This is a genomic window from Streptomyces sp. NBC_00597 (genome assembly GCF_041431095.1).
Classification (GTDB): Bacteria; Actinomycetota; Actinomycetes; order Streptomycetales; family Streptomycetaceae; genus Streptomyces.
On sequence record NZ_CP107757.1, the window covers coordinates 3,331,436 to 3,344,486 of the forward strand.

14 protein-coding genes and 1 pseudogene are annotated in these 13,051 nt (G+C 72.9%); 8 read left to right on the plus strand and 7 right to left on the minus strand.

Annotation, left to right across the window (positions count from 1 at the left end):
- Nucleotides 1-5 precede the first annotated feature (5 nt).
- Complete coding sequence (locus OG974_RS14775; RefSeq protein ID WP_054221878.1) at nt 6-191, minus strand: hypothetical protein; 186 nt, start codon at nt 189-191, stop codon at nt 6-8.
- Nucleotides 192-274: 83 nt separating this feature from the next.
- On the opposite strand from OG974_RS14775, the pseudogene OG974_RS14780 reads away from it, so the two are divergent.
- Nucleotides 275-832 (plus strand): annotated as a pseudogene (locus OG974_RS14780) (TerD family protein); the annotation flags it as partial.
- A gap of 104 nt (nt 833-936) precedes the next feature.
- Here OG974_RS14780 and npdG read toward each other — a convergent pair.
- Nucleotides 937-1,665, minus strand: coding sequence for an NADPH-dependent F420 reductase (gene npdG / locus OG974_RS14785; RefSeq protein WP_327283162.1), 729 nt, complete (start codon nt 1,663-1,665; stop codon nt 937-939).
- Nucleotides 1,666-1,779: 114 nt separating this feature from the next.
- Between npdG and OG974_RS14790 the strand changes: the two genes are divergently transcribed.
- Nucleotides 1,780-2,385, plus strand: a complete 606-nt coding sequence (locus OG974_RS14790) for a hypothetical protein (protein ID WP_327283163.1) — start codon at nt 1,780-1,782, stop codon at nt 2,383-2,385.
- Between the two features lie 20 nt (nt 2,386-2,405).
- On the opposite strand, the gene OG974_RS14795 is transcribed toward OG974_RS14790, so the two are convergent.
- Nucleotides 2,406-2,645 (minus strand): hypothetical protein, encoded by a 240-nt coding sequence (locus OG974_RS14795; protein ID WP_327285628.1) that lies wholly within the window; start codon nt 2,643-2,645, stop codon nt 2,406-2,408.
- A 72-nt stretch (nt 2,646-2,717) separates the two neighbouring features.
- Between OG974_RS14795 and map the strand changes: the two genes are divergently transcribed.
- Together map and OG974_RS14805 are read left to right on the plus strand one after the other, a co-directional pair.
- Entirely contained in the window at nt 2,718-3,575 is an 858-nt protein-coding gene (gene map / locus OG974_RS14800) for a type I methionyl aminopeptidase (protein WP_327283164.1), read from the plus strand.
- A gap of 154 nt (nt 3,576-3,729) precedes the next feature.
- A complete protein-coding gene (locus tag OG974_RS14805; RefSeq protein WP_327283165.1) occupies nt 3,730-4,377 on the plus strand; it encodes a biliverdin-producing heme oxygenase in 648 nt (215 codons plus the stop codon).
- A 1-nt stretch (nt 4,378) separates the two neighbouring features.
- Here the strand turns inward: OG974_RS14805 and OG974_RS14810 are convergent, their stop codons facing one another.
- The 4 genes from OG974_RS14810 to OG974_RS14825 all read right to left on the minus strand — a co-directional run bounded on the left by OG974_RS14810 (nt 4,379) and on the right by OG974_RS14825 (nt 8,525).
- Nucleotides 4,379-4,711: a hypothetical protein gene (locus tag OG974_RS14810; RefSeq protein WP_327283166.1), complete on the minus strand. Its 333-nt coding sequence runs from the start codon at nt 4,709-4,711 to the stop codon at nt 4,379-4,381.
- 65 nt (nt 4,712-4,776) lie between these two features.
- Nucleotides 4,777-5,454, minus strand: a complete 678-nt coding sequence (locus OG974_RS14815; protein ID WP_327283167.1) for a PhzF family phenazine biosynthesis protein — start codon at nt 5,452-5,454, stop codon at nt 4,777-4,779.
- Between the two features lie 19 nt (nt 5,455-5,473).
- Complete coding sequence (locus tag OG974_RS14820; RefSeq protein WP_329313396.1) at nt 5,474-6,925, minus strand: HtaA domain-containing protein; 1,452 nt, start codon at nt 6,923-6,925, stop codon at nt 5,474-5,476.
- 73 nt (nt 6,926-6,998) lie between these two features.
- Entirely contained in the window at nt 6,999-8,525 is a 1,527-nt protein-coding gene (locus OG974_RS14825; RefSeq protein WP_327283169.1) for an HtaA domain-containing protein, read from the minus strand.
- 138 nt (nt 8,526-8,663) lie between these two features.
- Between OG974_RS14825 and OG974_RS14830 the strand changes: the two genes are divergently transcribed.
- The 4 genes from OG974_RS14830 (at nt 8,664) to efeO (ending at nt 13,037) form a co-directional block, all read left to right on the plus strand.
- Entirely contained in the window at nt 8,664-9,713 is a 1,050-nt protein-coding gene (locus OG974_RS14830; RefSeq protein WP_327283170.1) for an ABC transporter substrate-binding protein, read from the plus strand.
- Between the two features lies 1 nt (nt 9,714).
- Nucleotides 9,715-10,815 (plus strand): FecCD family ABC transporter permease, encoded by a 1,101-nt coding sequence (locus tag OG974_RS14835; RefSeq protein WP_371643389.1) that lies wholly within the window; start codon nt 9,715-9,717, stop codon nt 10,813-10,815.
- Nucleotides 10,812-11,702 (plus strand): heme ABC transporter ATP-binding protein, encoded by an 891-nt coding sequence (locus tag OG974_RS14840; protein ID WP_327283171.1) that lies wholly within the window; start codon nt 10,812-10,814, stop codon nt 11,700-11,702. Before OG974_RS14835 ends, OG974_RS14840 begins: the two co-directional genes overlap by 4 nt.
- A 186-nt stretch (nt 11,703-11,888) precedes the next feature.
- Nucleotides 11,889-13,037 carry an iron uptake system protein EfeO gene (gene efeO, locus OG974_RS14845; RefSeq protein WP_371643392.1) on the plus strand — a complete coding sequence of 383 codons (1,149 nt, stop codon included), beginning with the start codon at nt 11,889-11,891 and terminating at the stop codon, nt 13,035-13,037.
- Nucleotides 13,038-13,051: the final 14 nt, after the last annotated feature.

Here is a 13,051-nt window from a genome sequence, read left to right on the forward strand (position 1 = left end):
CGCGCCTAGCCCGCGGAGCGCGAGGCCTTCTCGGCCTTGGCCTTGCGCAGGTAGAACCAGGCCATGTTGGACGTGAGGCCGGCCAGTAGCACCCACACGATCCCCAGGAAGCTGCCCTCCACGAAGGCGACCACGGCCGCGGCCACGGACAGGACGCAGACGACGATGGCGAACACGGCAAGGCGGGGCATGGGGAACAGCTCCTCGGCAACACGGAACGGGGTCGAGCCCCACCAGTGTCCCCCATGCCCCGCAGTGCTCCCGTAAAGGCAGCCAGGTCTGCCTGCGCCTGGGCGGGGAACTCGGGCAGAAGGCGCTCCCCGTGCAGCGCGCCCGGCGCGGAAGCGACCCGCAGGCGCGTCGTGCGGCGGCGGCGGAGAAGCTGTGCCGGGACGGGCGGCTCACGGCGGAGCTGCGCATCGACGGGACGAGCAGCGTCCTCGCGGTCACCGCCGATCTGCGGACGGGCAAGGTCCGCACCTCGGTCGACGTACCGGCGCCGGCGGGCTCGTATCCGCTGACCACGGTGAAGCGGCTGGTTCGGCTGCTGGCCGAGGCGCCGGCGGACCTGCACGTGGAGAGCCTCGTCGAGGAGGGGAACGGGCCGCGCGGCACCCTGGAGCGGCTGCGCCCCGAGCCGGGCGACCTGCTGCCCAAGGGCGGCGCACCCCTCACCGGGTTCCGGCTGTCGCTGATCAAGGGCATGGGCAACACCCGCGGGAACACGGAGTCCGGTTTCATCCGCAGCGTCGACGAGGCCGTGGACCGCTTCTACCAGGGGGTCGTGGCGCATCTGGGGCCCGTCGAGGCGCGCGGCGGACGCCGGGGCTGACCGGGGCTGACCGGGGTGGCGGCGCCGCCGGGCCCGGCGGACGGCTTCGGGAGGCCGCCGGGCCCGACGGCCTCCCCTCAACGTCAGATGTCCGACGTCAGATGTCAGATGTCCGTGACGCGCAGGCCCGTGTGGGCCTTGTAGCGGCGGTTGGTGGAGATGAGGTTGGCGACCAGGGATTCCACCTGGTGGGCGTTGCGCAGGCGGCCCGCGAAGACTCCGCGCATGCCCGGGATGCGGGCGGCCAGGGCCTGGACGATGTCCGTGTCGGCGCGGGATTCTCCGAGGACCATCACGTCGGTGTCGATCTCCTCGACCGAGGCGTCCTGGAGCAGCACCGCCGAGAGGTGGTGGAAGGCCGCCGTGACCCGGGAGTCGGGGAGCAGGGCCGCGGCCTGCTGGGCGGCGCTGCCCTCTTCGACCTGGAGGGCGTACGCGCCCTGCTTGTCGAAGCCGAGCGGGTTGACGCAGTCCACCACGAGCTTGCCCGCGAGGTCCTCGCGGAGGGCTTCGAGGGTCTTGGCGTGGCCCTCCCACGGCACGGCGATGATCACGATGTCGCTGCGGCGCGCGCACTCGGCGTTGTCCGCGCCCTCTACGCCGAGGCCCAGCTCGTCGGCTGCGCCCTGCGCACGGTCGGCGGCACGGGAGCCGATGATCACCTTCTGGCCGGCCCGCGCCAGCCGGTAGGCCAGGCCCCGGCCCTGGTCGCCGGTGCCGCCGAGGACGCCGACGACGAGGCCCGACACGTCCGGCAGGTCCCACGGGTCCTTGGCCGGCGCCTTCGCCGGTGCCGTGGCGGGCGGAATCTGATTGCTGTCTGAGGAGGTCATGGGGGCGAGGGTAATGCCGTGATCCGCAGAGTCGAACGGACACGGGGCCCGCACTGCCGGGCGAAGCGGGGCGAAGCGCTCCTGTACGTCCCTTCCATGCGGCAGGATGCCGATATGGACGCCGTGAGGGTCGCGCTGCTGCGCGAGGTGCTCGCCGGTACGCAGTGGCCCGCGACCGCGCGCCGCTTCGCCGGGTCGCTGCGCCGTTCCGTGGCTCCGGCCGGCGGGAGCTTGCTCTTGGTGGGCACCGAGCAGTACGAGCCCTGGCACCTGGCGGCCCACCTGGTGGACGAGGCCGCCTGGTCGGGGCTGCCGGAGCTGGCGCCCACGCTGGTGCGCCACCGCGTGCTGCCCGGGGCGCCGCCGCACCTGGCGGTGGGGCTGGGCCGGCTGGAGGGGGCCCGGCGCGGGCACACGCTGCTGGTGGTGGCGCCGGAGCGGCCCGGGGCGGGGCTGCTGGATCGGGTGCACGACGCCCGGCGCGCGGGGGCGACCGTACTGTCCCTGGACGGCGGTGATCCGGATCTCGCCGCGCTCGCGCACGACGCCCTGTCCGTCCGGGAGGGCGCCGGCGAGCTGGACCTGGACACGGTGCAGCACCTGGTCAGCGCGGCGGCCGGGGAGAACGGCCTGCCGGAGCAGCGCGGGCCGCGGCGGCTGCGGGACCGGCTGGCGCGGCTGGCCGACCAGCTGACCGCCCCGCCGCCGAGCCGCTGGTAGCCCGCCCCGGCCCGGCGGTCCTAGGGCGCGGCCGTGCCCTCGTCCTCGTCGGGGGTCTTGTCGTTCCACTTGGGGTCGTTCTGCCATTCGAGGTTGCGTTCCTGCGCCGTCTCCATGGCGTGGTTGGCCTCCTCCGGCGTCGCGTACGGTCCGAACCGGTCCTTCGCCGGGCATTCCGGGCCTTCCTCGACCTTGTGGTGGACCAGGCAGTAGTACCACTCGCCGGGTTTGCCCACCTGGCGCTTCTTGAACAGGGCCATCGTCGTAGGGCTCCTCTCGATACCGCTCTCTGCCGCCATGCTGCCCCATCCCCGCTGGATACACTCGCTTGCATGTCTGGCCAGTCGCTGCTCGTACCAGGCGAGCTTTCTCCCGTCCGTTCCGTTCCCGGAAACATCCGCAGGCCCGAGTACGTGGGCAAGCCCGCGCCCACTCCGTACACCGGACCGGAGGTGCAGTCGGCCGCGACCATCGAGGCCATGCGCATCGCCGGTCGGATCGCCGCCCAGGCGATGGAAGAGGCCGCCAAGCTGATCGCCCCGGGGGTGACCACCGACGAGTTGGACCGGGTCGCGCACGAGTACATGTGCGACCACGGCGCCTACCCGTCGACGCTGGGCTACCGGGGCTTCCCCAAGTCCCTGTGCTCCTCGGTCAACGAGGTCATCTGTCACGGCATCCCCGACTCCACCGTCCTGCGCGACGGCGACATCGTGAACCTCGACGTCACCGCGTTCATCGGCGGCGTGCACGGGGACAACAACGCCACGTACCTGTGCGGGGCGGTGGACGAGGAGTCGCGGCTGCTGGTGGAGCGCACCCGCGAGGCCCTGAACCGGGCCGTCAAGGCCGTCAAGCCGGGCCGCCAGATCAACGTGATCGGCCGGGTCATCGAGTCGTACGCGAAGCGCTTCGGCTACGGCGTGGTCCGGGACTTCACCGGGCACGGGATCAACTCGTCCTTCCACTCCGGCCTGATCATCCCGCACTACGACAGCCCGCACGCCACGACGGTCATCGAGCCCGGGATGACCTTCACGATCGAGCCGATGCTGACCCTGGGCACGCACGAGTACGACATGTGGGCGGACGGCTGGACGGTCGTCACGAAGGATCGCAAGCGCACCGCGCAGTTCGAGCACACACTGGTGGTGACGGACACGGGAGCCGAGATCCTCACCCTGCCGTAAAACTTCCGCCGGGAGTGTTTTACCGACAGCACGTCGGGAACACATTGACTTAGGTAACCCTAAGCACGAGGATCGGGCGTGGCGGCCGCGCCGTCACGCCCGCCGGGCCCGAGCCCGTCGGACCCGTCCCTCGTCCCGTCTCCGGAGGATTGTCTTGGACGCCTTCTCCACGGTCATCCGTGTCGCCTCGCACGAGCAGCACACCGAGGCGGAGACCTCGACGTTCATGAGCGACCTGCTCGGCGGCCGGTTGGGGGTGGACGCGTACGCGCGCTACACCGAGCAGCTGTGGTTCGTGTACCGGGCTCTGGAGGACGCGGCCGCGTCCCTGAAGGACGACCCCGTGGCGGGCCCGTTCATACGGCCCGAGCTGATGCGCGTCGACGAGATCGAGCGGGACCTGGCGCACCTGCGCGGACCGGCCTGGCACGAGACGCTGATCGCGCTGCCCGCGACGCAGGCCTACGCGGCCCGCGTGGCGCAGTGCGCGGCCACCTGGCCCGGCGGATACGTCGCCCACCACTACACCCGCTACCTGGGCGACCTCTCGGGCGGCCAGATCATCCGCGACAAGGCGGAGCGGACCTGGGGCTTCACGCGCAAGGGCGATGGGGTGCGGTTCTACGTCTTCGCGGACATTTCCAACCCCGCGGCCTTCAAGCGGACCTACCGGGACCTGCTGGACGCGATCGCCGCGGACGACCTGGAGAAGCAGCGCATCATCGACGAGTGCAAGCGCGCCTTCGACTTCAACGGGGCGGTCTTCCGCCAGCTGGGCGAAGCGTTCCCACTGAGCGCCTGAGTCAGTCGCCCTGGATCAGCCAGACCGCCAGGCCGATGCAGAACAGCAGGGCCTCGGCGCCCTTGGCGTAGAAGAGGGCGAGCGCGCAGCCGATGCTGCCCGCCACGATGCGGTTCGTCCTCTGCTGCGGGGTCCGCGGCCGCCGCCAGGTGGCGGCGGCCAGCCCCAGCGGGATCAGGTACGGCAGCAGGAGCCAGCGCGACGCCTGCGGCAGGTAGGAAGTCGAGTAGCTCAGGCCTGCGGCCGCCAGCGTCAGCGCCGTGAAGAGCGCGGGGACCAGCAGCCACTGCTGCGTTCCGGTGGGGTGCTGCGCGGCGGTCGAATTCGTGTTCATGCGCCCATTCCACCGCAGGCGCCAGCCCGGCCCCAGGGTGCGCGTACTCAACTTCGGGTGCGCGCCTACTCAGTTCCGGGGCGGGCCTGCGGGGGCTTGGCGAAGCGGACGCGGCCACCGATCTCGACCGTGCCGTCCGGGCCGGGCGCGGTGAGGATCTGGGAGCCCGCGCCCTGGGTGATGTTCAGGGCCCGGTTCAGCTCGGCGGTCAGCAGTATCGCGGCCGAGCCGGTGGCCTCGTCCTCGGTGATGGCCCCGTCGGGGCGGCGCGGGAAGCCGCGGGCCCTGATGCGGCCCGCGGTCTCGTCCTCCCAGGCCCAGGCGTACAGCCAGCCCTCGCCCGGCGGCGGCGCGGGCAGCGCGTCGACCTCGGCGGGGCTGGCGTACTGCTCGGTGCGCTTGCCCTCGACCCACTCGGGGAGGGCCGTGATCCAGGTGAACTCGCCGTCGTCACGGGCCCATACGGAGCCGGCCGGCGGCTGGAGCTCCTCGATGTCGAGCAGCCAGGCGACGCCGACCAGCGGATGACCCGCGAAGGACATCCGCGTTCCGGGGGTGCGGATGTCGACGACCCCGCGCTCGGGGTCGTCGACGAACACCGTCTCGCTGTAGCCGAGTTCAGCGGCCAGGGCCTGCCGCGACGCGTCGTCGGGGCAGGACCGGCCGTCGCGCACGACGCCGAGCAGGTTGCCGTACCGCCCGTCGCCCGCACAGAAGACACTGAGCACATCGAGATCGTTCACGCTGGAATTGAAACACGGTTCACATCCGGACTGAGCGCCGCCTGCGCGCGAGGTGGACGGCGCCCGCACCGGCCACGACGGCTGCGCCGGAGGCGGCGAGCAGGGCCGTGGCCGGGAGTTCGGCGCCGGTGCTGGCGAGGTTCCCGCCGATGCTGCCGCCAGCGCCGCCACCTCCCACGGCGCCTCCCGTGCCGCCGGCGGTGGCCGGCGCGGGGGTCGCGGTGGGCGCGGTGGCGGGCGTCCCCGTGGGGAGCACGGCGTCCTTGTCGACGGACACGGAGAGGGTGACGGGGTCGGTCGGCTTGCCCTCCGCGTAGTCCGGGCTGGGCGCCCCGATGGCGGCCGCGCCCTCCGCGGTGAAGGCGGCGGGGACGGCGTTCAGGGTCAGCAGGCCGCCCGTGGTCCGGTACTCGGTCTTCGACAGGTCGAGCGTGGCGAAGGGGACGTCCGCCTTGGTGGCGGTGGGCGTCTTGACGTCCAGGACGAGGGTGCCCTTCTTGCCCTCGGCGTTGACGCGCAGGTTCGCGAAGGTCATGTCGACGCCGTGGTCGGCCCGCTGGAAGCGCAGGCTGCCCGCGAACGAGGCGCTCAGCTTCTGCTTCGCGGTGTCCAGCTCGCCCTTGCCCAGGGCGAAGGCGAAGGTGTCGCCGCTCGCGACGGCCCCGCCCGCCGGGGTGACCGAGCCGCCGCCCTTCACCACGTACGAGCGGAACGAGTCCTTCACCCCCCAGGTCAGCCGGCCGCCCACGAGCTGCTGGGGCCCGTCGGCCGCCGGGGAGCCGGTGCTCTGCGAGGGCGCCGCCCCCGTCGACGGGGCCGAGGCGGACGGGGACACCGGGGCGGACGTCGTCGCGGACGGAGAGGGGGACGGCGAGGGCTGCGCGAACTCCAGTGCCGCCGTGAGCGGGTCGCCGGCCAGACCGACGTACTTGTCCGAACCCAGCTGCTCCGCCGCCTCCTTGGTGAGGGTGGTGCCCAGCTTGTCCATCGCCGGGCCGCCGAAGGCCACGTCCGCCAGCGGGACGCCGGGGGTGAGGGTGCCGTTCTTGGTGACGTCGGCCGTCAGCTTCTTCGTACCCGTGTCGAAGCGGAGGTTGGCGAGGGTCACCTTGAAGCCGTGGGCGGGCGCGTCGAAGGTGACGCTGCCCTTGAAGGCGGCGGTCACCACGTGCCCGCCGTCCTTGTCGTACCGGCCCGTCGCCGAACCGAAGCGGAAGGTGCCGTCGGAGTTCAGCGCGGCCCCGTCCGCCGGGGTGATCGTGCCCTTGGCGATGTTGAGGACGTACGAGCGGTAGCTCGCCAGGACGCCCCAGTCGAGGGTGCCGTTCACGATCGGCGTCGGCGCGGCGGCGACGGCCGCCGGGGCCTGCCCGCCGCCCGCCGCCGTCGCGGGCAGGACGAAGGCGGTGGCGCCGAGCACCGCCGCGGCGGCGATGGCGAGGGCGAGGGGACGGCGGTGGGACGAGGTCATGGGGCAGGCCTCCTGAAAGGCGACGGGGGTGGCTGACGGAACGGGAGGGGCAGGGGCGGGAACGACGGGGGTGTCAGGGCCGGGACTGCTGCGGGCCCCCGGACCCGGCGGAACCGCCCGGGGCGTCCGAGGTCGTCGGGGCGGTCGGGGTCGTCGGGGCATCCGGGGCGGGCGGGGCGATCGGGGCGTCCGGTCCGGCGGGGGTGGGCTCCGTACGGCGGTTGCGGCGCAGGAGGAGGAGGGTCGCACCGCCGACCAGGACCAGGACGGCCACGCCGAGGGCGACGTACGGCCCGGCGTTCGAAGACTCCCCCTCCTCGGCGACGGGCGCGGGCGACGGGCCGGGGGCGGCGGGCGGGGCGGGCGGGGCCGTGGAGCCCAGGTCGGGCAGGGCCGGCAGCTTCGCGGTGGCATCGAGCGCGACGGCGAGGGAGACGGGGTCCATCTCGGTGCCCGCCTTGTACATGGAACCGAAGGCCTGCGAGCCGCCCTCGGTGAGGGTCGCGGGGGCATCGGTGAGGGTGGCGAGTGCGCCCTCGGTCTTCAGCCCCTTGGCGTCGAACTCGACGAGCGGGACGGCGCCCTTCGTCTCACCGCCGGTGGTGACGTCCGCGGACAGGACGCCCTTGCCGTTCTCCACCGTGACGCGCGGCCTGCCGAGTTCGAGGTCGAGATGGACGCCGGTGAAATGGACCGTGCCGGCGAAGGAGGCGTCGAGCGTCCCCTTCGAGCCGTCGTACGCGCCCTTGCCCTGCGGGAACCGGAACAGCGCGCCGCCGTCCCGGGCCCCCTCGGCGAGGGTCCATCTGCCCTGGCCGACGGACCCGGTGACGTACTCGCGGAACGTGCGCCGGACACCCCAGTCGACGGCGGCGTCGGCGAACGCTCCCCGGGCGGCCTGCGGGTCCGGCGGAGGCTGCGGGGTCTGCCCCGGGGCGCTCGCGGACGGCGGGGTGCCGGCGGCCGGGGCGGCTTTGACGTCGACGGAGAGGGAGAGGGGGTCGAGCCGGTCGCCCGCCGAGTAGTAGCCCGCGAAGGCCTTGGCACCCTGGTCGGTGAGGGTGACCGGGACGCCGGTCAGGACGACGGGGCTGGCGCCGCCCTTCATGTTGATCCCGCCGAGGCCGAGGGTGGCGAAGGGAACCCGGGTCCGGGTGCTGACCTCGCCGGTGTCCTTGGCCTTGCCCGTGACGTCCGCGTAGAGGGTGCCGCCGCCTCCATCGATCTTGACGGTGGGGCGGCTGACCGTCAGGTCCAACTCGTACGCACCGTCCGGCTTCTGGTGGCCCTGGAAGCCGACGCCGCCGCTGAAGGAGGCCTCGAAGGCTCCGGAGTCCGGATCGTAGGAGCCGGTGGCCGAGTGGAAGCGGAACAGGCTGCCGCCGACCGTGGCGGCGCCGTTCTTCAGCTGGAAAGCGCCTTTCGCGACGGGACCGGTGACGTAACTCTGGAAGGAGGATTTGATGCCCCAGTCCAGCCGGCCCCCCTGTACGGGGCGTTCGGCCGCATGGGCGGCGGTCGCCGGGAGCAGGGCGCCCCACAAGGCCGCCAGGGTCGCCAACAGGGCGACTGTCGACGCGCGGGCCGGTCTTGCAGGCATGGACGCCCCCCAGGGCTAGTTAATAAGGTTAGGCTAACCTAAGCTACCTCCAGTCGGAGGGGAACCCCCGATTCCCCGGAACCTCGACCCGGCCCCCGGATCCCAGACCTCCAGCCGGACGATCAGGACGGTGCCTTCGTGCCTACGCCCGCCGCTTCAACCCGCCTGCCCCGCCGCGCCCTTGCCCTCGCCCTCGTCCTCACCGTCGCCGCGCTGGCACTGGCCGCCCTGACGGGCTGCGCGGGCACGTCCGCCACCGGCTCCGGACCCGGCACGGCAGCCCGGCCCGCCGCCGTGCCCGACCGGGTGGAACCGCTCGCCCCGGCGCCGCTGCCCGCGCTCCCGGTGACCGTGTCCTCGGCGGACGGCCGGCAGGTGACGGTGACCTCCGTGGAGCGGGTGGTCCCGCTGACCGGCGGCTTGAACGAGATCGTCCAGACCCTGGGCCTCGGTCCCCAGGTCGTCGCCCGCGACATCACCGCCACCTTCGAACAGGCCGCGCAGCTACCGGTGGTGACCCGGGGTCACGACGTGTCGGCCGAGAGCGTGCTGTCGCTGCGCCCGACCCTGGTACTGGCCGAGACCACCACCGGCCCGGCCGAGGCGATCGGGCAGATCCGCGACGCGGGCGTCCCGCTGCTCGTCGTCGCCCCGGCCAAGTCCCTGGAGGACGTGCCGAAGCGGATCGGGACGGTCGCCGACGCGCTCGGCGTCAAGGACGCCGGGGTGCGATTGAACCAGCGCACCGCCGAGCGGATCGCCGCCGTCCGCAAGGACATCCCCGCGACCGCGGCCACCGGGAAGAAGCCCCGGGTGGCCTTCCTCTACCTGCGCGGCACCGCATCCGTGTACCTGATGGGCGGCTCCGACTCGGGGGCGGCCTCACTGCTCGAAGCGGCCGGCGCCGTGGACACGGGCCAGGAGTCGGGGCTCGGCAAGGACTTCACCCCGATCACGAGCGAGGCCCTGGCGGCTGCCGCGCCGGACGCCATCCTGGTCATGTCCAAGGGGTTGGAGTCCGTGGGCGGCACGGAAGGCCTGGTGAAGATCCCGGGCGTGGCGCAGACCCCTGCCGGAATGGACCGGCGGGTGGTCGCCGTCGACGACGGCGTCCTCTTGAACTACGGCCCGCGCACGGACCAGGTGCTGGGCTCCCTGATCTCCCAGCTCTACGGAAGGACCGCGTGACGTGACGGGACGGAACACGGTCACCGCGGCCGCCCCGGACCTCGTCCACGGGGAGCCCCGGACGGACGGGGCGCCCCGCCGGACCGGGGCGTGGCTGGCCGTGGGGCTGGTCGTCGCGCTCGGGGGGCTGGCGCTGGTGTCCGCCGGGGTGGGGGCCTACGGGATACCCGTCGGAGAGGTCCTCGGGTCCGTCCAGCACCGCCTGGGGCTCGGCGGAGCCCCGCTCGACCGGGTGGGCGAGAGCGTGCTGTGGAACGTTCGGCTCCCCCGGGTCGCGCTCGCCCTGCTCGTCGGTGCGAGCCTGGGCTGCGCGGGGGCCCTGATGCAGGGGGTGTTCGGCAATCCGCTCGCCGAGCCCGGCGTCATCGGGATCTCCGCGGGCGCCGCCGTCGGCGCGGTGGCCGCCATCGGACTCGGGCTCGGCTTCTTCGGCAACTGGACCATCACCGCCTGCGCGTTCGTCTCCGGGCTCGTCACCGTCGGCTCCGTCTACCTCCTGTCCCGCAACGGCGGCAAGACCGAGGTCGTCACCCTCATCCTGACCGGCATCGCGGTCAACGCCTTCGCCGGCGCCCTGATCGGCCTGTTCGTGTTCTTCGCGGACAGCGGCCAGGTCAACCAGATCACCTTCTGGCAGCTCGGCTCCCTCGCCCAGGCCACCTGGCCCAAGGTGCTCGCCGTCCTACCGTGCGCGCTGGCCGGCCTGACGATCGCTCCCTTCTACGCCCGCAAGCTGGACCTGCTCTCGCTGGGCGAGCGGCCCGCCCACCATCTCGGCGTGGACGTGGAACGGCTGCGCGTCGTGCTCGTCCTCGTCGTCGCGCTGCTCACCGCGGCCGCCGTCGCCGTGGCCGGCATCATCACCTTCGTCGGGCTGCTCGTCCCACACCTGCTGCGCATGGCGAACGGCCCCGGCCACCGCTCCCTGGTCCCGGGCAGCGCCCTCGCCGGCGCTGTGGTGCTGCTCGGGGGCGATCTGGCCGCCCGGACCATCGCCCGGCCGGCCGAGCTGCCGCTCGGCGTGCTGACCGCGCTGATCGGCAGCCCCTTCTTCTTCTGGCTGTTGCGCCGTACCCGCCGCAAGCAGGGAGGCTGGGCGTGAGCACCCCCTTCTCCCTCCCCTTCTTCCGGCGCGGCGGGCGCGGGGTTCCCGCCCGGCCGGCCCCCGGTGCGGCGGTCGCCGAGGCCGTCGGCCTCCACGTCAGGCTCGGCGGGCGCACGGTGTTGGCCGGGATCGACCTGACCGCCCGGGCCGGCGAGGTACTGACGCTGGTGGGCCCGAACGGCGCGGGGAAATCGACCCTGTTGGCCGCCCTCGCGGCCGATCTGCCCGCCGCCGAGGGCCTCGTACGGATCGACGGGCGGCCGGCGGGCGACTGGCCGGCCCCGGATCTGGCACTGCGCCGGTCCGTGCTGCCCCAGTCGGCGACCGTGTCCTTCCCCTTCCCGGTCGGGGACGTCGTCCGCATGGGCCGCGCCCCGTGGTCCGGCACCCCGCTCGCCGACTCCGACGAGGAGGCGGTGGCCGCCGCCATGGCCGCCACGGAGGTGGCGGACTTCGCCGATCGCCCCTTCTCCGCGCTCTCCGGCGGCGAACGGGCCCGGGTCGCCCTGGCCCGGGTGCTGGCCCAGCGGGCCCCGCTGCTGCTCCTCGACGAGCCGACCGCGGCACTGGACCTGCGCCACCAGGAGCTGGTGCTCCGGATCTGCCGGGAGCGGGCCGCGGCCGGGGACGCGGTGGTCGTCGTCCTGCACGACCTCGGGCTGGCCGCGGCCCACGCCGACCGGGCCGCCGTGCTGCACCGCGGGCGGATCGCGGCGGACGGGCCACCGGGCGAGGTGTTCGGGGACGAGCTGCTGAGCCGGATCTATCGGCAGCCCGTCGAGGTGCTGCCACATCCGCGTACGGGGGTTCCGCTTGTGCTCCCCGTACGGGACGAGGACCTTTCCGTCCTACGGAACGGCCACACCGACTTGACCTCCGCTTGACCTTTCTTTGGGCTGGACCTGAAGGCACCGTGACGGCCCCGTGTCCGGCGGTCGTATCTGTGGCCTGAATCACTGGACCCGCGAGCATGGGTCAGGTAAGCCTCGGTTAAGTTAGGTCCGCCTCACCGGCCGCCCTCCTGATCGGGGCGGCCGTCTGCCGAACGCCAGACAGCCAGGAGCCAGCCCATGCGCCCCGCCCGCCTCACCGCCCTCACCGCGGCTGCCGCCGTGGCCGCGCTCACCGCCGTCACCGGCTGCGCCGAGAAGAGCGGCGCCGGCGACGGGGCCATCAAGGTCGCCGCCTCCGACAGCGCCTGCGAGGTCTCCAAGACGGAGTTCCCGGCCGGCAAGGTCACCATCGAGGTCGAGAACAAGGGCTCCAAGGTCACCGAGGTCTACGTCCTCTTCCCGGACGACCGCATCGTCGCCGAGCGCGAGAACATCGGCCCCGGCACCAAGGCCTCCATCACCGCCGAGATCAAGGCCGGTGACTACGAGATCGCCTGCAAGCCCGGCATGAAGGGCGACGGCATCCGCCAGAAGGTCAAGGCCACGGGCAACGGCGCCGCCGAGAAGCGCAGCCCGGAGCTGGACGCCGCGGTCGCCGCGTACCGCAAGTACGTGCAGGAGCAGGCCGACGAGACCCTCCCCAAGGCGCAGGCCTTCGCGGACGCGGTCAAGGCCGGCGACGTCGAGGCCGCCAAGAAGGCGTACGCCGTGTCCCGCATCGGCTGGGAGCGCACCGAGCCGGTCGCCGAGTCCTTCGGCGACATCGACCCGAAGGTCGACGTCCGCGAGGACGGCCTGGAGGCCGGCCAGGACCCGGCGAAGGACTGGACCGGCTGGCACCGCCTGGAGAAGGCCCTGTTCGCCGACAACAAGATCGGCGACGACGAGAAGAAGCTCGCCGACCAGCTGATGACCGACCTCACCGGCTGGCAGAAGAAGGTCGGCCAGGCGGAGATCACCCCGACCTCCATGGCGAACGGCGCCAAGGAGCTGCTGGACGAGGTGGCCAGCGGCAAGGTCACCGGTGAGGAAGAGCGCTACAGCCACACCGACCTGGTCGACTTCAAGGCCAACGTCGAGGGCGCCCAGAAGGCGTACGAGCTGCTCAAGCCGGCCGCCGCGAAGAACGACCCGGCCCTGTCCGCGGAGCTGGACAAGCAGTTCGCCGCGATGAACACGCTGCTCGACAAGTACCGCGCCGACAAGAACACCTACGACTTCGCCTCGTACGAGACGGTCGGCCAGGACCAGCGCAAGGAACTCTCGGACGCCGTCAGCGCGCTCGGGGAGCCGCTGTCGAAGCTTGCCGCCGCCGTCACCAAGTAACGCGTATCAGGGGT